Source organism: Rhodanobacter sp. MP1X3 (genome assembly GCF_014207165.1).
Taxonomy (GTDB): domain Bacteria; phylum Pseudomonadota; class Gammaproteobacteria; order Xanthomonadales; family Rhodanobacteraceae; genus Rhodanobacter.
Map to the genome: position 1 here is coordinate 573,267 of NZ_JACHCO010000001.1, position 17,881 is coordinate 591,147.

Genomic DNA, 17,881 nt, shown 5'->3' on the forward strand with positions numbered 1-17,881 from the left:
GGCGAAATGGCTCAGGCGAGCTGTTCGTAGGCGGGCAGGGTGAGGAAATCGCCGAGTTGGTCGGCATGCGTCAAAGTGGAAATCAGTGCGGCGGCGGCGGCGGCATGGGATGCGCCGGGCAAATCGCTCTCGCCGACGCGATGTGTATGGGCAGCAAGGATCTGATCGAAGAGCGCGAAGTCGATCGGCGCGTGGTCGGGAAACTCCAGGCCGCCGTGATGCAGCCACTGCCATAGCTGGGCGCGGGCGATTTCGGCGGTTGCCGCGTCTTCCATCAGATTGTGGATCGGTACGCAGCCGAGGCCATCCATCCAGGCCGCGGTGTAGCGCAGGCAGACTTCGATGTTGTTCTCGAAACCGTCGCGGCTGATGGTGCCCAGGCACGGCTCGATCAGCTGATCGCGGACCACGTTGACGTCGCTGCGCAGCACATCGAGCTGGTTTGGCGACGGCATATGCTGATCGAAAATTTCCTGGGCGACAGCCACCAGGGCCGGATGCGCGACCCAGGTGCCGTCGTGACCAGCTTTCACCTCGCGCAGCTTGTCGGCGCGCACTTTGGTCATCGCGGCCTCGTTGGCGGCATCGTCACCCTTGATCGGAATCTGCGCCGCCATGCCGCCCATCGCGAACGCGCCGCGGCGGTGGCAGGTCTTGATCAGCAACTCCGAATAATTTTTCAGGAACGGCACCGTCATCAACACTTGGCCGCGCTCCGGCAGCAGCCGGTCGCGATGGCCACGCAGCGTTTTCAGGTACGAAAAGATGTAATCCCAGCGGCCGCAGTTCAAGCCGACGATGCGATCACGCAGCGCGTGCAGGATCTCGTCCATCTGGAACACCGCCGGCAGCGTCTCGATCAGCACGGTGGCTTTCATCGTGCCGGTCGGCAGGTTCAACTCGGCCTCGGCCAGGGCCATCACGTCATCCCATAGCGCGGCCTCTTCCATGGCTTCGAGCTTGGGCAGGTAGAAATACGGGCCAAGATCGCGCTTGTGCAGCGCGTGGGCGTTGTGGAAAACGTACAGGCCGAAATCGACCAATGCGCCGGCCATGATTTCGCCGTCGACCCTGACGTGGCGCTCCGGCAGATGCCAGCCCCGTGGGCGAACAATCAGCACGGCAGGCTTGTCGTTGACCTTGTACTGCTTGCCTTCGGGTGAGGTGAACTCGATCGTGCCGTTGATCGCGTCGCGCAGATTAATTTGGCCGACCAGCTGGTTGGCGAAGGTGGGTGACGAGGAATCCTCGAAGTCGGCCATGAACACCTTGGCGCCCGAGTTCAGCGCATTGATGATCATCTTGCGCTCGACCGGACCGGTGATCTCGACGCGGCGATCCTGCAGTGCTGCAGGGATCGGCGCGACGCGCCAGTCGCTGTCGCGGATCGTCTTGGTGTCCTCGCGAAAATTCGGCAGACCACCGGCGTCGTAACCAGCCTGACGCTCGCGGCGGGATAGCAGGAGCGCCTGACGGCGGCCGTTGAAGCCGCGATGCAGCTGGGTCAGGAATGCCAGCGCGGCGGGGGTCAATACACTTTCGTAACCGGCCCAATTGGCGTGGATCTCGATGCCGCTGGTATCGACTTTTTCTTTGGGTACTGCCATGACCGCACTCCGTTTCGTGAGAAGTTCAAGCTAGGCTAAAGATCAGTGTTTGACAAAGTGAATGTTTCAATCATAAGTATTGATTTTATTAATACATTCGCTAACGTATTGAAAGGGCGCCATGAAAAGGACCGAGAAAGCCATGAATGAAGCAAAAACCGTGCGCAAGCGCATGGTTAAAAAAGCCAGTCATGGCGAGTCCGTCAAGGAGCAAGGCGCAGAACGCTTCTATTACAAGGGCAACCGTCACAAGCAGCTGAAAGCCTTTGTCGCCATGGTGAAACTGGGTTCGCTGACCCGCGCGGCCGAGTCGCTCTACCTCTCACAGCCAACCATCACGCTTCAATTACAGGCGCTGGAGCGTGAACTCGGTGCGAGCCTGGTCGAGCGTCGTCGTCGTCGCATCAACCTCACCGACGCCGGCGAAGCCTTGTATGAGCTGGCGCGACCTTTGGTTGAAGGCTGGGAGACGCTGGATCGCGATTTCCAGGCGCGGGTGAAAGGACTGCAGGGCGGTCGCCTGACCATCGCTGCTGGCACCTCGACCATCCAGTACCTGCTACCCGAGCTGGTGCGCCGCTATCGTGACCGCTATCCCGCCGTGCATCTGCAGCTGGCCAATGTCACCGGCAAGGACGGTCTGGCGATGCTGCGTGCCGATGACGCCGACTTCGCGGTGGGCTCGATGCTCGACGTGCCCAACGACATCGCATGGGAGCCAGTGCATCACTACGATCCGATGCTGATCATGCCGCTCGATCATCCGCTGGCGGCGAAGGAAAAAATCGTGCTGGAGGATCTGTCTGCTTACGGGCTGATTCTGCCGCCGCAGCGCTTGTCGACTTACCGGCTGGTCGACCTGGTATTCCAGCAGCGCCAGGTGCCTTATCACGTGGCGATCGAAGTGGGTGGCTGGGATGTGATCAAGGAATACGTGGCGATGGGTCTGGGTATTTCCATCGTCACCGGCATCTGCATTACCAAAGCGGATGCCAGTCGGTTGGCCGTGCGCAACATGAAGCAGTATTTCCCGCAGCGCAGCTACGGCGTGGTGATCCGCAAGGGCAAGTTTCTCAGCACCGAGGCACGCGCGTTTGTTGATCTGATCCGACCGGGCCTGCTGACCCGTGACTACGACGAGTCGGGACACTCGCAGCGCTGATGCGCCATTGAAGACCACTCAAACGTTACGGTGTTTGCCTTTGAACGGCACGTAGAACGCGCGTAGGCGGGCAATATCTGCGTCCATGTCGTCGCTGGTCTCAAACAGCGGACCGATGCCGATGGTCTTGTCGGGATAGTTGAAGTAGGCCGTCACGATCGGTACACCGGCGCCGCGGGCGATGTGCCAAAAACCACTCTTCCAGCGTGTCACAGCTTTGCGCGTACCTTCCGGCGCAATGCCCAGCCATAACGCATCACGCTGATGGAACTGATCGATCATCTGCTCGACCACGCCTTTGGCAGCACCGCGATCGATGGGCATGCCGCCAAGCTGGCGCAGCAATCCGCCGAGTGGGCCGTGAAACAATTCCTGTTTGCCCATGAACCGTACGTCGGCACCGATACCTACCTTCAAGAGCAGGCCCCAGACACCATCCCACCACGACGAATGGGGGGCGACGATGAGTACTGCCCTGGGTACATCGGGAAATTCACCAACGAGGCTCCAGCCGCACAGCCGCAGCACGGCACGGCAAGTCTTGCGTCGCCATTGGTCACTCAGGTGCGGCATGTGCGGTGGCAACCGCGTTGGTGCCGGAAGGTATCCCTTCATTCGAGATCCGGTTTGCGCGAACGGTTCTGCTTGGTCTTGCCGCGCTGCTGCTTGCCGACCAGGCGGCGCTCTTTCGACGCTCTCGTCGGTTTGGTCGCCAGGCGCTTCTTCGGCGGGATCAGTACGCTGCGAATGATCTCGATCAGCCGCTCGCGCACGTCATCACGATTGCGTGCCTGATCGCGGAAGCGCCGCGCCTGGATCACCAGGACTCCTTCGCTCGTAAGCCGGCGATCGCGCCGCGCCAGCAGGCGTTCCCGGACCTCGTCGGGCAGTGACGGCGAGTGGACCACGTCGAAGCGCAACTCCACCGCACTCTCGGTGCGATTGACGTGTTGTCCGCCCGGACCGTCGGCGCGCAGAAAACGCTCGACCAGCTCGGATTCCGGCAACGTGATGGAAGGACTGATGATCAACATGCGCGCAGTTTAGCTGGCGCGCGATTCATCCGTGGGCTGCCCGTCGGTCAACGCGGTAGTCATGTCGCTGACTGCATCGTCGAGCATTGGCATCGACCAGCCGAATCGCGTCAACAGGTTCGTGTACTCGCGATCCAGTGGCGCATCGATCGACATCGGCCTGCCATCTAGCGGATGCGCAAAACGCAGCTGTTGCGCATGCAGCAACATGCGATGACAGCCGAAGTACTGCTTGTACAAACGGTTGTGATCACCGCGGCCATGCTGGCAGTCGCCGATCACCGGGTGGTGGATGTGCGCCAGGTGCTTGCGGATTTGCCTGAAACGGCCCGTTTCCGGTTCGGCCAGCACCAACGCATAACGCTGCTGCGGATAACGGCCCAGCTCGATTGGTACTTCAATGGTGGCCAAGCGCCGATAACGCGTGCTGGCCTCGCGACGCGGGCCGGTTTCGCGCGAGCCGGGCAGGGCGTAGTCGATCACGCCTTCCTCCGGCTCAGGCCAGCCGCGCACCACCGCGAGGTATTGCTTGCGCACCGAGCGGCCCATGAATTGCTCGCCCAGCGCCGCGGCAATTTCACTGGAACGAGCGATCAGCAGCACGCCGCTGGTGGCGCGATCCAACCTATGCGCCAGGTAGACGGTGCCGCCAAGCTGTTCGCGCAGCAGATCGATCAGGAATTCCTCGGCATTGCCGACCATCTTCGAGCGATGCACGGCCAGACCTGCGGGCTTGTTGACCGCGATCAGGTCATCGTCCTGATGGAGAATCTCGATCATGTGCGTATATCAGCGCGAGCGCGGCCAGCCGACGGCGAACGCCAGCAGGCCGGCGATGCTTTCGCACAGCGGTGGTAGCGGACCGTGCTGCGGGGCCAGTGTCCACATCAGTGCGGCACTGATCATCAGCGAACTGCCCAGCAGACTGCAGGCGAGCAGTCGTTGCTGCTGACGGGCGCTGTCATGCTGCAGTTTCAGCCATTGCGGATCAGGCACGGTGCGCTGTTCGCCGCGGCCGATTTGACGAAGCGCATCGCGCATCAGCTCCGGAAACTGTGGTGCGCTGTGCAGCCACTCGGGCAGGCGTTTGCGTACATCACGCAGCGTGCGCAACGGGCTATAGCGCTCGCGCAGGATGCGTTTGAGCACCGGATGCGCCACCGCCCAGATGTCGATGTCCGGATCGAGCATGCGGCCGACGCCCTCGATATTGAGCAGCGTCTTTTGCAGCAGGATCAGCTGCGGTTGCAGGGTCAGTTCGAAGCGCTGGGCGGTGCGGAACAGTTTCACCACCAGCTCGGCCAGCGAGATCTGCGACAGCGGGCGGGTGAAATACGGCTCGCACACAGTGCGTATCGCGGCCTCGAGTTCATCCAGCCGCATGTTCGCCGGCATCCAGCCGGCTGCCACATGCAGTTGCGCGATGCGCGCGTAGTCGCGTTCGAACAGCGCGATGAAATTCTGGGCCAGGAAATACTGGTCGGTCTCCGGCAGCGAGCCCATGATGCCGAAATCGAGCGCGATGAAGCGCGGCTCGTCGAGGCGCGAGGGGTCGACCCAGATGTTGCCCGGATGTGCGTCGGCGTGAAAAAAATTGTCGCGGAACACCTGTTCGTAGAACACGCGCACGCCTTTGGCAGCCAGTTTCTTGCGATCGAGCCCGGCCGCAGTGATGGCGACGATGTCGTCGGCGCTGATGCCGTATACGCGCTCGAGCGTCAGCACGCGCTGCGTGGTGAAATCCCAATGCACGGCCGGCACATAGAGATCCTCGCCACTGGCGAAGTTGCGCTTGAGCAGGCTGGCGCTGGCGCCTTCGCGCTGCAGATCGAGCTCGTTCTCCAGCATTTTTTCGACTTCGGCGACGATTTCCAGTGGGCGAATCTTGTCAGCCTTGGGATGCCAGCGTTGGGCCAGCTCGGCCAGCGACTTCAGCAGCCGCACGTCGCGGGCAATCCGTACATCGATGCCCGGGCGCAATACCTTTACGACGACCTTGCTGCCGTCATGCAGAACGGCCGCATGAACCTGGGCAATCGAGGCGGAGGCCAGTGGCGTTTCATCGAATTGGCCGTATAGAAGGCCAATCGGCGATTTGAGTTCGCGCTCGATGATCGCGCGCGCCTCGTTGCCTGGAAATGGCTCGACCTGATCCTGCAGCAACGACAGCTCGTCGGCGATATCTGCAGGTATCAGATCGCGCCGCGTCGACAGCACCTGGCCGGCCTTGACGAAGATCGGTCCCAGCTCGGTCATCGCCAGCCGCAGGCGTTCGCCACGAGAGAGCTGACGCACGTCGACACGTGGTTTCGCCGCCAGCGGGCGAAGGTATTTCATCGGGTTGATGCGGCTGCCGTCGCCGATCAGTTCGTCGAGTCGATAAGCCAGCAACACCGAGCCGACTCGCAGCAGGCCCGGCAACACTCGAAGAGGCGTCATGCGGCGTTGCCCTGCAGGCGGCGGGCGAGTCGTTGCATGCGTGACTCCAGTCGTTCGCTGCGCTCGCGCAAAGTATCAACGCCATCGAGGAAGCCCTCGACTTCGCCGGGCGCCAGGGCGATGCGTGATTCCTCGCGGAGCCAATCGGCGCCGTCTTCGGTCAGGTGTGTAGCGGTTTCGCGCGCATGAGTCAGCGCCTTGCGCACGGCTTTGGCCAGCGGTACGCCCAGCACGTCGCCAAAGGTACGAGCGAACGCCTCCTCGAAATCGGGTGCGAACGTACTGGCCAGTTTTTCCAGTCGTCGTGCCAGTTCAGCGTCGCCAGCAATGTCCACCTTGCCAGGTGAAATGCCGTCATCGTCGCGCTTGAACAGCATCGCCAGCAGACTGCCCGGTGTGGCGGCGACGCGCAGCTGGCTGCTGGAGGTGGTTGCGTTCTCTTCAGGCGGTCCGACGTTCAGGTGTCCATCGGTCACCGTGATCGCCAGTGCAATTTCCGGCCCGCGCAGGTGCAGTTGCACGCGGCGGCCGTTCAGAGCGACAAGTCGTTGTTGCGTGTCGGGGTCCAGCGACAGCGTGTGGTTCAGCGCGGTTTCCAGCGCACGGCCGGCGAGTCGGCGTAGCGGCTGCGGTAACCAAGAGTTGGGGGTAACGTCAGTCATTCCGCGATTGTAGCCGGCAAGCCTGCCTCAGAAGCTGCTTAAAAACCGTAGCGAGCGAAGGGATTTCGGGTGCGCACGGAGCGCAGGAACCGGAGTGTACGTAGGGGTACATGAGGATTCCGAGCACCGTACGCGCCCGAAATACCGAGCGCAGTAGGTTTTTAAACAGCTTCTCAGACCTGCATGGCGCCCTCGAAGCCAAGCTGGCGCCAGGCTTCGTAGACGGCAATGGCCACCGTGTTGGAAAGGTTGAGGCTGCGGCTGTCCGGGCGCATGGGCAGGCGCAATCGATGCGCGGTTGGAATCGTCTTCAGCACGTCGCTCGGCAGGCCGGCGGTTTCGCAGCCGAACAGCAGGGCATCGCCTGCGGCAAAACGCGCATCCACGTGAGCTACCGTGCCTTTGGTGGTGAAGGCAAACACGCGCGGCCTGCCAATCGCGTCGAGGCAGCTGGCCAGATTGTCGTGCACGTTGAGGCTGGCGTATTCGTGGTAATCCAGTCCCGCGCGGCGCAGGCGCGCGTCGTCCAGTTCGAAACCCAAGGGTCGGATCAGATGCAGCACGGTGCCGGTGTTCGCGCACAAGCGAATCACGTTGCCGGTGTTCGGCGGAATCTCGGGACGGAAGAGGATGACCTGCAGCATCCGCCCATTATCGCGCAGCCTGGTAGGTATGCGTGGCCGCGATCAATCTTGGATCAATCAATCAAAGACTTGCCGGGCTCAGCCGTGCAGCGTCGGGCAGACCACGCCATCAGGTCGCATCGCGCAGCTGGTCGGAGCAGTCAGCAGAGCGCTGGCAACCGGATTGGCGATGCCGTGCTGCAGGTTCTGCGGATTGGTATTCAGCATGGCGCCCATGATCAGTGCGCAGACGGCGAAACAGGCGACAAACAGGCTGTGCAACATAAAGGTTTCGAATTTCATGACGGTTTCTCCAGTGAGGTAGGAATTACCTCTGCAGTTAACCAATTGCAATCGCTGTGCCAAGTGGTTTATTCAATTTAGGTGATTGATATATATGAATTTTTATAATCGATGAGCTAGCGTCCGAATTGTCCGCGGACGGTCGCCTGCGGCCAACGGACAGGCGGACACTCACAACGGCGAGTCGCGGCAGACCGTGTCGGCACGGCGGGCATCCATTTCGCGGGTGCAATCCGCGCGGCCGGCGACGACCGCGATCAGGGCCCACGTAACGTGCGTCCGGGGCCGATTGCGGACGCCGCCGCATCCTCGCGTTAGGATGTCGGAATGCCGGCGCGGAGCCGGTACTTTCTTTCAAGTCACCGCTACGGAGTCGTCCATGCGCAAGACCCTGTTGTTGCTCGTTCCCGTACTGTTGAGTGCTTGCACCTATGGCATCACGCTGGATGATGCGGCCAAGAACGTGCGTACCGCGTGGGGCGGTGATGTGTCGGGTTGCCGCGACATGGGCAAGGTCACGGTGTCCGTGCAGGATCACATCGGTCCGGTCGATCGCAACAACATCACCGTGCGCGATGAACTTGAAGTGCTGGCGCGCAACCAGGCGGCCGAGCTGCACGCCGATACCATCAAGCCATTGGCGGATCCCACCGACGGCTCGCAGCCGTGGGGTGCTTACCAGTGCGGGGCACGACCAGTCGGTCCAGCCGCTCGACCACCGGTTGCGCCGAACAACTCGAGCTCGCCGGCGCCGGCGGGTAATGCGCAGACCTTCCCGGTGCACAGCGGCTGAGGCGTTTCCTGCATCGCGAATGCATTGCCAGATGTTCGCCGCGGAAGCACGTCATCGCGGCTGGCGGCGTGGGCATGCTGAAGGACTCATGCATCCATGAATAATCTGATGAAGGCGCCGCAGCGCCTGGCCAAGCGCATGCTGCCATTTCGGCAGAAGGCCGTGGCGCAGGCGCTGCTGGATGCGCTACCGTTTTTCGCCATATCGGCCGATGCGATCGAGGTGCTGCCGGATCCCGCGGCATTCCGACAGGCGTTGCTGCAGGCCATTGCTCAGGCGACCCGACGCATCCTGATCGTGGCGCTGTATCTGCAGGACGATGACGGTGGCCGTGAAGTGCTCGATGCCCTGTATGCGGCGCGGACGAAGAATCCCGCGTTGCAGATTTCGGTGTTCGTCGACTGGCATCGTGCGCAGCGCGGGCTGATCGGCAAGCAGAAAAGTGAAGGCAACGCCGGCATGTATCGCGAATACGCCATGCGTCTGGGCCCCGGCGTGCTGATCTACGGCGTGCCGGTGCAGAACCGCGAGCTGTTCGGCGTGCTGCATCTCAAGGGCGTGATCATCGACGACACCGTGCTCTACAGCGGCGCCAGCTTCAACGACGTCTACCTGGCCAAGCAGGGGCGTTATCGTCTCGATCGTTACCATCGACTGCAGCATCGCGAACTGGCGGACGCGATGGCTGAATTCCTGCGGCGTCACTTTGTCGAAGGCGAGGCGGTGCGCCGATTGAATGTGCCCGAAGTACCGACTACGCGCAGCCTGTATCCGGCCATTCGCACGTTTCGACAGGATCTGGATCAGGCACGCTACGACGTGCCGCATGATGTGCTGGGCGATACCGATGTGGCAGTGACACCGCTGCTGGGGTTCGGTCGCGCCGACAACGTACTCAACGATGTGCTGCTGGCTCTGCTGCGCGGCGCGCGCCGACGGGTGATTTTGCTGACGCCGTACTTCAACTTGCCGCGACCGGTACGCCTCGTGCTCGGCCAGCTGCTGCGGCGCGGCTGCGAGATCCACATCATGGTCGGCGACAAGACCGCCAATGATTTCTACATCCCTCCGCCGCAGCCGTTCCGCACCATCGGCCTGCTGCCGTATCTGTACGAGAACAACCTGCGCCGCTTTGCACGTGCGCACCGCAAGCAGATCGCCAGTGGTCAACTCAATGTTTACCTGTGGCGCGATGGCGACAACAGCTACCACCTGAAGGGCTTGTTCGTCGACGACGATGTGGCCGTTATCACTGGCAACAATTTGAATCCACGCGCGTGGGCGCTGGATCTGGAAAACGGCCTGCTGTTGCGTGATCCCGCGCATCGGCTCAAGGCCAAGCACGAAGCGGAATGGACGGCGCTGAAGCAGCACGCCGTGCGGCTATCCAGCGACCTCGCGCTGGAAAGTCCGCGAAGCTATCCGGCGGAGGTGCGCAAAAATTTGAAGCGGCTCAATCGCACGCGGCTCGATCGGCTAGTCAATCGGATTATGTGAGTGTTCGTGCCTGACGTCATCGCGGCCGAGGGATGAGCAGTCGATTCAGCCGCATTCCCAGCCAGCGATCCACGTCCGGCCATTCGTCGGCGAGGATGCTGTAGCAGACGGTGTTGCGCAGCGTGCCATCGGGGCGGCGCTTGTGCGCGCGCAGGATGCCATCGCGCTGGGCGCCAAGCCGTTCGATCGCGCGCTGCGAATCGAGGTTGCGATGGTCGGTGTGGAACTCCACTGCAACGCAATCCAGTGACTCGAATGCGTGGCGCAGCAGCAGGCGCTTGCAGGCGGTGTTGAGGTGGCTTTTCTGCCAGCTTTTCGCATACCAGGTGTAGCCGATCGCCAGTCGCGGCAGCTCGGGCACGATGTCGTAATAGCGGCTGGTGCCGACGATGGCACCGCTGGTTTTCTCACGTATCGCGAAGGGCAGCATCAGGCCGCCAGCGTGCCCCTTGAGGGCTGCTTCGACATAAGCACTGGCCTGTCCCGGCGCCGGCGCGCTGGTAAACCACAGGTTCCACAGTTCGCCATCCGCCGCTGCCGCTTCGAGTGCGGCCACGTGATCGAGGCTCAAGGGTTCGAGGACGACGTGGTCGTCCTGCAGCGTAACGGGTGCGAGTGGTGGCATCGGTATTCCGGTAAGAGTTGATGGTGCTCGTGCAGTGCGAACGCACGATCGATTCCCTAAGAGCCTGTTCACGATCTCCACGTGGCCCGCGCCGGGAGCGGTTTGCGCACAGGCCAAGGAAGAAGGAGGGAGTGTACGTCGGTACACGACCGAGTGATGACGCTGGCATGGGTGCAAGCCGACCCGGCCCGAAGGGTTGCGTCGTGGCGGGCCGTCCGGCGGTAGCGCTTGCACCTTTCTCGGTGCGCGGCTTGACCTGACCACCAGTTAGGCGCTGCGCACCGAGAAAGGTGTAAACCACGCACCACCGCCGGACGGCCGCCACGGCACAACGCGGGCTACGTGGAGATCGTGAACAGGCTCTAACGATCAGGCATCCAGATCGGGGATCAGCTTGCTTTCGAGGCGGGCGATGCTGTCTTTCAGCAACAGCTTGCGTTTCTTCAGTCGGGTCAGCTGCAACTCGTCCCGGCTGAGTCCGGCGGCCAGCTGGTGAATCGCCAGATCGAGATCGCGATGTTCCACCCGCAGTTCGGCCAGCAAGTGAACGAGGTTGGCGTGATCCTTGACCTGCATGGCGACTGGCATCGGCTGGGGAGGAAGCCTCCTAGTCTAGCGCCGATCTTTGTGCTGTTTGGTAAGGCCGAAAGCCGATCGGCCAGCCCGCTACAATGAGGTTAATCTTTGTGTTCCTGGCTGCCATGTCCGCTCAACCCCATATCCACCGCCCGCCCGCTGCCGAGGCCGACAAACTGGCGAGGCGCCTACGCCATCAGGTCGGGCAGGCGATCGGCGATTTCGGCATGATCGAGGACGGCGACAAGGTGATGGTCTGCCTGTCCGGCGGCAAGGATTCGTACACCCTGCTGGAAATGCTGCTGCAGCTGCAGGCCAGGGCACCCGTGCGCTTCGAGCTGATCGCGGTGAATCTGGACCAGAAGCAGCCGGATTTCCCCGAACAGGTGCTGCCGGACTACCTGCGCGCACGCGGTGTGCCGTTCCATGTCATCGAGCAGGACACCTACAGCACGGTGACGCGGGTGATTCCAGCCGGCAAGACCATGTGCAGCCTGTGCTCGCGCCTGCGCCGCGGCGCGCTCTACAGCTGGGCAGCGGTCAACGGCATCAGCAAGATTGCACTGGGCCATCATCGCGATGACATCCTCGCCACGTTTTTCCTGAACATGTTTTATCAGGCGCAGCTGAAGGCGATGCCGCCCAAGCTGCGTTCTGACGACGGCCGTCACGTGGTGATCCGGCCGCTGGCGTATTGCCGGGAAAGCGATATCGCCGATTACGCTGCGCAGCGACAGTTTCCGATCATTCCGTGCAACCTCTGTGGCTCGCAGGAAAATCTGCAGCGCAAGGCCGTGCAACGGATGCTGGACGAGTGGGAAACTCTGCAGCCCGGCCGCAGCGAGAATATTTTTCGCGCACTGGCCCATGTGTCACCCTCGCACCTCGCCGATCGCCAGCTGTTCGATTTTTCCGCCGCGGGCATGCATGCTGTGGATTCGTCCGCATGGCAGGTGAACGCGGCGGATGAGACGGCGGTCTCGTAAGCTTGAGTGCTGCCACTTTCCCGATTGACTCCCCATTCCTGATTTCTTCATTTTTCTTACCGAGTACCCACTGTGTCCTTCTTTGCATCCGTTGAAATGGCCCCGGGCGATCCGATCCTGGGTCTGACTGAAACCTTTGTTGCTGATACGCGCCCGGGCAAGATCAATCTGGGCGTGGGTATTTACGTCGACGAACAGGGGCATGTGCCGTTGTTGCGCTCGGTCTATGAAGTGGAGAAGGCGCTGGCTTCAGCAGCGAAGCCGCGCGGCTATCTGCCGATCGATGGCATGCCGGCCTACAACCAGCTCACCCAGCAGCAGCTGTTCGGCCTGGGATCGCCGGTGCTTGAGGCCGGTCGCGTGGCTACCGCGCAAACGGTTGGCGGCAGTGGTGCGTTGCGGGTGGCGGCCGACCTGCTCAAGCAGGTGCAAGGCAGCAGCGGGAAGGTTGCCATCAGCAGCCCGAGCTGGGGCAATCACCATGTGATTTTCCGTACCGCGGGTTTCGAACTGCTCGACTATCGCTATTACGACGAAGCCAGCCATGGCCTGGATTTCGCCGGCATGCTGGCAGATCTTGGCAAGCTGGAGCCGGGCACGGTCGTGCTGCTGCATGCGTGCTGCCACAACCCGACTGGCGTCGACCTCGATGCGGCGCAGTGGGCGCAGACGATCGAACTGCTGATGGAGCGCCAACTGCTGCCGTTCGTCGATCTGGCCTACCAGGGTTTTGATCAGGGTCTGGATGCGGACGCGACCGCGGTGCGCCTGCTGGCGGCCTCCGGTATCGAAGCGTTCGTGGTGGCCAACTCGTATTCCAAGTCGTTCTCGTTGTATGGCGAGCGCGTTGGTGCGCTGTCGATGGTGGCGGCCAACCGTGACGAGGCGGCACGCGTACTGTCGAAGATCAAGCAGACCATTCGTGCCAACTATTCCAGCCCGTCCACGCACGGCGCCGCGCTGGTGGCCGGCGTGCTCGGCAGCACCGAGCTGCGCGCGCAGTGGGAGCAGGAGCTGGGCGAGATGCGCTCACGCATCCACGCGATGCGTGCAGGCATGGTCGAGCGGTTAGCCGCGCACGGCGCCACGCAGTTCGCCTTCATCCAGAGCCAGGCCGGCATGTTTTCGTACTCGGGCTTGAGCAAGGCCCAGGTTCATCGCCTGCGTGACGAGTACGCGATCTACGCGCTGGACAGCGGCCGCATCTGCGTGGCCGCGCTCAATCGCGACAACCTGGAAACCGTCGCCGCGGCCGTCGCCACCGTCAGCCGTTGAATATCGCAGGTCACCATCCGACGGTGGTCCTCCGGGATCGCCCGGGTGGTGGCGCAGCCGTTCCCGCCTTCGGGCGATCATCATTCGGATACTCATGTTTTTTCGCAATCTCACGCTGTTCCGTTTTTCCCCCGCTGTTGCCACCGATCTGAAACGCCTCGATGACGTGCTGGTCGAACATCGCCTGCGTCCCTGTGGCCCGCTGGAAATGTTCACCAAGGGCTTTGTGCCGCCGGTCGGGCGCGGCGAGGAAGCGCCGCTCACTCACGCGGTTAAGCAGTGCACCCTGGTCACCGTCGGCGGTGAAGACAAGCTGCTGCCCGCGCAGGTGGTCAACGAGGAGCTGTCACGCAAGGTGCAGAAGATTGCCGAGGAAGAGGGCCGCAAGGTCGGCGGCCGTGAGCGCAAGCGCATCAAGGAGGATCTGCTGAACGAGCTGCTGCCGCGCGCCTTCGTGCGCACCTCGCGCATGTCCGCCTATGTCGACATGAAAAACGGCTGGCTGGTGCTGGATACCTCGAGCCGCAAGTCCGCCGAAAACGCCCTGACCCAGATCCGCGAAGCGCTGGGCAGCTTTCCTGCCGTACCGCTGGCGCCAGAGGAAGGCCCGCGCGTGCTGATGACCGACTGGCTGGCCAACGGCAACCTGCCGGCTGGCCTGACCCTGGGCGATGAATGCGAACTGCGCGATCCGGCCACCGCCACCGGTGCGATCGCCAAATGCCGCCGCCAGGATCTGGATGCCGAGGAAGTGAAGGAGCACCTGCGCAACGGCAAGCAGGTCTTCCTGCTGGGGCTGACCTTTGACGATCGCATCAGCTTCGTGCTGGGCGAGGATCTGATCATCCGCAAGCTGAAATTCCTCGACGTGGTGATGGACGAGCTAGGCGACAGCCAACAGGACGCGCACGCCGAAATGGACGCCAGCTTCGCCCTTTTGACGCTGGAACTGGAACGTTTGCTGGGCAAACTCGAGGAGTGGTTTGGCTTGCCGCGCCCGGCCGATGCTTGAGAGCCTTTCCATCATCTCCCCATAGCCCGCTTGAGCCGTGGCAGCCGCCACGGCTCAACCCTTCGGGCCGGGTCGCTTCGCACCCAGGCCAGCGTCATCACTCGGTCGTGTACCGACGTACACTCCCTCGTTCTTCCTTGCCCTGAGTGCAAACCGCTACCGGCGGGTGCCACGAGGAGATGATGGACAGGCTCCGACGAAAAATCCGCCCCATTTGGACGGCCAAGGCGGCATACTGGCTGTCCGGTGTTCTCGCGCGACTCGCGAAAACATCTCTGCGACGAAAGCACGACGAGGTTCAAACGGGCAGCCGTATGACGCAACATCTCGAAGGCGATTGGCTGGAACTGGCGACGGTCAGCGGCAACAGCATCATGGTGCTGAAGGCCGCCCATCCCCGCGCGCGCAGGCTGCGCCTCACTGTCACGCCCAAGGGTGCGCGGGTGTCCTACCCGCACGGCACGCATCCGGCCCAGGTCAACGCTTTCCTGCGTAGTCACGCGGATTGGCTGGAAAAGAAGCTCGACGAGCTGAACCTGATCGTTGATCCGATTCCGCCGCTGCGGGTCGGTTATGCCACCGAGTTCCCGCTGCGCGGTGAGACGGCTACGCTGGACTGGGCCGAAGGCCCTTATCCGCGCATCGAGCCCAGCATGACCGGCCTGACCCTGGTCATTCCGCGCCCGCATACCCGTGCGCTGCCGATTGCCCGTGGCCTGTTGGCCTCGTATCTGGAAGGGCAGATGCGTCGCGACGTATCGCGCTGGCTGGCCACCTACGTGCCCTTGCTGGGGTTGGCTCCGACCGCGCTCAAAATCCGTCCCATGAAAAGCCTGTGGGGCAGCCTGGATACCCGCGACCGCATCAACCTGGACCTTGCGCTGGCTCTGGCACCGTCGGCTGCGCTGCGCTACGTGCTGGTCCACGAGCTGTGCCACCTCAAGGTGCGCAATCATTCACCACGATTCTGGGCACAGGTGGCAAACCTCTACCCCGACTGGCAGGAGCAGCGTGACTGGCTGCGGGTCAACGGCGGCATGCTCAAGGCCGAACTCGACCGCTTGGTGGCCGACGTCGCCGACTGAGCTCGGCGCGATAAGACGGTTTTTGCCATCGAGGCGAGGTTAATGGGTTTCTGCCGGCACGCGGTTGCGGGGTGGGTAGGGAAAATCGGGCTTCGGGGTAATACGATCCGGCCATGGCCAAGAAGCGGCGAAGAGGTCGACCAGCGCACGACGATGTGCTCACTCCTGCCGAGTGGCACATTGCTCATGCAGCTCAGCATGGCCTCACCAATCGTGAGATAGCTGAGCGTAAAAGCATTAGCCGTGATGGCGTCAAATTTCACATGGCTAACGTATTGGCCAAGCTTGATCTGCCCAATCGCAAAGCGCTTCAACGATGGTTTCGTCCGCCAGGTGGGAGCGCACTGGATAGCAAAGAGAGGACTGCCGTGGAAACGCCATTGCTTGGGAAAATCGGTCAGATATCGAGGTCTGTCAGCGACATTCAGAAGGCGGCCCACTGGTATGGGGAAGTACTCGGACTGCCGCATCTCTACACTTTCGGCAGTCTTGCGTTCTTCGATTGCGATGGCACGCGCCTGCTTCTGACGCAGGCCCCGGCCGCCGCAGCTGACTCTATCCTCTACTTCCGCGTTGACGACATCGTGGGTGCACACGAACTACTCAAGTCCCGCGATGTCGAGTTTATCAACGCCCCGCACATGATCCATCAACACAGCGACGGAACGGAGGAGTGGATGGCATTCTTCAAAGACCCGGATGGTCGACCCATCGCAATCATGTCTCAGGTCAAGCGGGTTCCTTGATCATCTCAATCGGTGCTCGCAGCGCGTGGGCAAGAGGCTCGCGTTGCCTTTGGCCCCCGTTCCGCGCACCATCCTGATCCTAATGCCGCATGACCGGCATCGCATCAAGGGCTGACCATGCAAATCTCGATCACGACATTGGCCGCGGTGGCTTGGCTGCTGTTTCTTTTCTACTGGTTGTGGAGCGCTCGACGGGTCAAGAGTTCGGCTCGCGGCGAGTCGGCGTGGTCGCGCTTTTTCAAGTACTGGCTGCCGATCATCGTGAACCTGGCACTGATGTGGCCGACGACGCTGTACGAGGGGACTCTGCTTGGCATGCGCTTTGTACCGGATGTGCTCTGGCTGGCCTCGCTTGGTCTGCTGCTGGCGGTGGCTGGCCTGCTGTTCGCTTGCTGGGCGCGCGCCATTCTCGGCAGCAACTGGAGCGCGGTGGTGCAGGTGAAGCAGGATCACGAGCTGATCGAGCGTGGGCCGTATCGCTATGTGCGCCATCCGATCTACACCGGCCTGCTGCTGGCATTGGTTGGAACTGCCCTGCTGCTGGGCGAATGGCGCGCCGTGCTGGGCTTCGTGATCATGTTCGTGTCGTTCTGGCGCAAGCTGCGGCTGGAGGAAACCTGGCTCAGCGAGTACTTCGGGCCGGCTTACGGCGAGTACATGAACCGGGTCAAGGCCCTGATTCCGGGTCTGCTTTAAGCCGGGCGAATTGACCAGGCTGATCTGAGCAAAAAGCTTGATCCGATCGAGTGAGGCTGCCTACTTTGCGCGGCAGCCGAGCCGATGAGACCGCTCAGAGCTTGCGTGTCTGCCGCACGTAGCGCGTGCCCAGCAGTACATCCCACAGTGGCGTGGTGACGCCGAAATTGCTGTCGGGGTGATAGTGATGCACATGGTGCGAGCCTGCCCAGCGGCGCATCAGCGGGTGCTTGAAGCGCACGTGGTGGATGGTGAAGTGGCTGAGCCCGTAGGCGATGTAACCCAGTGTGACCGCGCCCATCAGCAAAAAGGCGAACCCGAGCGGGAGGACAAGCACCAATAGCCCGGTGAGAATGAACAGCACGGCGCCGGGCAGGAAAAAGGGCAGTGAGTCGTAGCCCAGCGGCTTTTCGTGATGCATCTGGTGGCCCTGGGCGAACAACGGTATGCGCGTGTGAAACATCCAGCGGTGGAAGAAGTACTCCACGAAACTGAAGGCGAACAGGCCTAGCAGAATCGCCAGCATGCCGGCCATCAGGCCGCCAGCCAAATGCCGCCAGCCCTCGAAAAACAGCAGCAGGGCCAGCGTCGCGTCCACAGCCACTTCGGCCCAATAGTTGGCCCGGGTGGACGACATTCGCATCACCGCGTCCACGAAGGAGCGCCACGGGCTTCGCGTCATCGGTTGCTGCACCATTCCGTTTTCTTGCAAATACACACGCATGCCTCCGATCTATAACTTCATTGTCACATGTTGCTG

General features: G+C 62.1%; 20 protein-coding genes. 9 read left to right on the plus strand and 11 right to left on the minus strand.

The annotated features are described in order from the left end of the window. Positions 1–11: 11 nt before the first annotated feature. On the minus strand, positions 12–1,607 hold the full coding sequence (gene aceB / locus HDE79_RS02275) for a malate synthase A (protein ID WP_184600295.1): 1,596 nt from the start codon (positions 1,605–1,607) through the stop codon (positions 12–14). A 172-nt stretch (positions 1,608–1,779) separates the two neighbouring features. Between aceB and HDE79_RS02280 the strand changes: the two genes are divergently transcribed. After that, on the plus strand, positions 1,780–2,769 hold the full coding sequence (locus HDE79_RS02280) for a LysR family transcriptional regulator (protein WP_255488285.1): 990 nt from the start codon (positions 1,780–1,782) through the stop codon (positions 2,767–2,769). Between the two features lie 18 nt (positions 2,770–2,787). Here HDE79_RS02280 and HDE79_RS02285 read toward each other — a convergent pair whose 3' ends face one another. From HDE79_RS02285 to HDE79_RS02315, 7 genes are all read right to left on the minus strand, one after another. Continuing rightward, the gene (locus HDE79_RS02285; RefSeq protein ID WP_184600297.1) at positions 2,788–3,384 is read right to left on the minus strand and encodes a 1-acyl-sn-glycerol-3-phosphate acyltransferase; all 597 of its coding nucleotides are present in this window, start codon (positions 3,382–3,384) and stop codon (positions 2,788–2,790) included. Continuing rightward, positions 3,381–3,803: an alternative ribosome rescue aminoacyl-tRNA hydrolase ArfB gene (gene arfB / locus HDE79_RS02290; protein WP_184600298.1), complete on the minus strand. Its 423-nt coding sequence runs from the start codon at positions 3,801–3,803 to the stop codon at positions 3,381–3,383. The genes HDE79_RS02285 and arfB overlap by 4 nt, the downstream gene beginning before the upstream one ends. A 9-nt stretch (positions 3,804–3,812) precedes the next feature. Next, positions 3,813–4,583, minus strand: coding sequence for a pseudouridine synthase (locus HDE79_RS02295; RefSeq protein ID WP_184600299.1), 771 nt, complete (start codon positions 4,581–4,583; stop codon positions 3,813–3,815). 9 nt (positions 4,584–4,592) lie between these two features. Continuing rightward, complete coding sequence (gene ubiB, locus HDE79_RS02300) at positions 4,593–6,242, minus strand: ubiquinone biosynthesis regulatory protein kinase UbiB (protein ID WP_184600300.1); 1,650 nt, start codon at positions 6,240–6,242, stop codon at positions 4,593–4,595. After that, entirely contained in the window at positions 6,239–6,904 is a 666-nt protein-coding gene (locus tag HDE79_RS02305) for an SCP2 sterol-binding domain-containing protein (RefSeq protein WP_184600301.1), read from the minus strand. Before HDE79_RS02305 ends, ubiB begins: the two co-directional genes overlap by 4 nt. A gap of 173 nt (positions 6,905–7,077) precedes the next feature. Next, the gene (gene trmL, locus HDE79_RS02310; protein ID WP_184600302.1) at positions 7,078–7,548 is read right to left on the minus strand and encodes a tRNA (uridine(34)/cytosine(34)/5-carboxymethylaminomethyluridine(34)-2'-O)-methyltransferase TrmL; all 471 of its coding nucleotides are present in this window, start codon (positions 7,546–7,548) and stop codon (positions 7,078–7,080) included. 78 nt (positions 7,549–7,626) lie between these two features. Continuing rightward, a complete protein-coding gene (locus HDE79_RS02315; protein WP_184600303.1) occupies positions 7,627–7,830 on the minus strand; it encodes a hypothetical protein in 204 nt (67 codons plus the stop codon). 379 nt (positions 7,831–8,209) lie between these two features. Between HDE79_RS02315 and HDE79_RS02320 the strand changes: the two genes are divergently transcribed. Together HDE79_RS02320 and pssA are read left to right on the plus strand one after the other, a co-directional pair. Further along, the gene (locus HDE79_RS02320) at positions 8,210–8,623 is read left to right on the plus strand and encodes a DUF4156 domain-containing protein (RefSeq protein WP_184600304.1); all 414 of its coding nucleotides are present in this window, start codon (positions 8,210–8,212) and stop codon (positions 8,621–8,623) included. A 96-nt stretch (positions 8,624–8,719) separates the two neighbouring features. Next, positions 8,720–10,120: a CDP-diacylglycerol--serine O-phosphatidyltransferase gene (pssA, locus tag HDE79_RS02325; protein ID WP_184600305.1), complete on the plus strand. Its 1,401-nt coding sequence runs from the start codon at positions 8,720–8,722 to the stop codon at positions 10,118–10,120. Between the two features lie 16 nt (positions 10,121–10,136). Here pssA and HDE79_RS02330 read toward each other — a convergent pair whose 3' ends face one another. Together HDE79_RS02330 and HDE79_RS02335 are read right to left on the minus strand one after the other, a co-directional pair. Then, positions 10,137–10,745: a GNAT family protein gene (locus HDE79_RS02330; RefSeq protein WP_184600306.1), complete on the minus strand. Its 609-nt coding sequence runs from the start codon at positions 10,743–10,745 to the stop codon at positions 10,137–10,139. A 369-nt stretch (positions 10,746–11,114) separates the two neighbouring features. Further along, positions 11,115–11,321, minus strand: coding sequence for a DUF465 domain-containing protein (locus HDE79_RS02335; protein WP_184600307.1), 207 nt, complete (start codon positions 11,319–11,321; stop codon positions 11,115–11,117). 125 nt (positions 11,322–11,446) lie between these two features. Between HDE79_RS02335 and ttcA the strand changes: the two genes are divergently transcribed. The 6 genes from ttcA (at position 11,447) to HDE79_RS02365 (ending at position 17,121) form a co-directional block, all read left to right on the plus strand. Beyond that, positions 11,447–12,307 carry a tRNA 2-thiocytidine(32) synthetase TtcA gene (gene ttcA / locus HDE79_RS02340; protein WP_184600308.1) on the plus strand — a complete coding sequence of 287 codons (861 nt, stop codon included), beginning with the start codon at positions 11,447–11,449 and terminating at the stop codon, positions 12,305–12,307. A 72-nt stretch (positions 12,308–12,379) separates the two neighbouring features. Further along, positions 12,380–13,582 carry an amino acid aminotransferase gene (locus tag HDE79_RS02345; protein WP_184600309.1) on the plus strand — a complete coding sequence of 401 codons (1,203 nt, stop codon included), beginning with the start codon at positions 12,380–12,382 and terminating at the stop codon, positions 13,580–13,582. Between the two features lie 94 nt (positions 13,583–13,676). Next, entirely contained in the window at positions 13,677–14,594 is a 918-nt protein-coding gene (locus HDE79_RS02350) for a recombination-associated protein RdgC (protein WP_184600310.1), read from the plus strand. 314 nt (positions 14,595–14,908) lie between these two features. Further along, positions 14,909–15,679: a SprT family zinc-dependent metalloprotease gene (locus HDE79_RS02355; protein ID WP_184600311.1), complete on the plus strand. Its 771-nt coding sequence runs from the start codon at positions 14,909–14,911 to the stop codon at positions 15,677–15,679. A gap of 113 nt (positions 15,680–15,792) precedes the next feature. Further along, positions 15,793–16,425, plus strand: coding sequence for a VOC family protein (locus HDE79_RS02360; protein WP_184600312.1), 633 nt, complete (start codon positions 15,793–15,795; stop codon positions 16,423–16,425). Between the two features lie 117 nt (positions 16,426–16,542). Continuing rightward, a complete protein-coding gene (locus HDE79_RS02365; protein WP_184600313.1) occupies positions 16,543–17,121 on the plus strand; it encodes an isoprenylcysteine carboxylmethyltransferase family protein in 579 nt (192 codons plus the stop codon). A 94-nt stretch (positions 17,122–17,215) separates the two neighbouring features. Here HDE79_RS02365 and HDE79_RS02370 read toward each other — a convergent pair whose 3' ends face one another. Continuing rightward, positions 17,216–17,758 carry a sterol desaturase family protein gene (locus HDE79_RS02370; RefSeq protein ID WP_255488215.1) on the minus strand — a complete coding sequence of 181 codons (543 nt, stop codon included), beginning with the start codon at positions 17,756–17,758 and terminating at the stop codon, positions 17,216–17,218. Positions 17,759–17,881 lie beyond the last annotated feature (123 nt).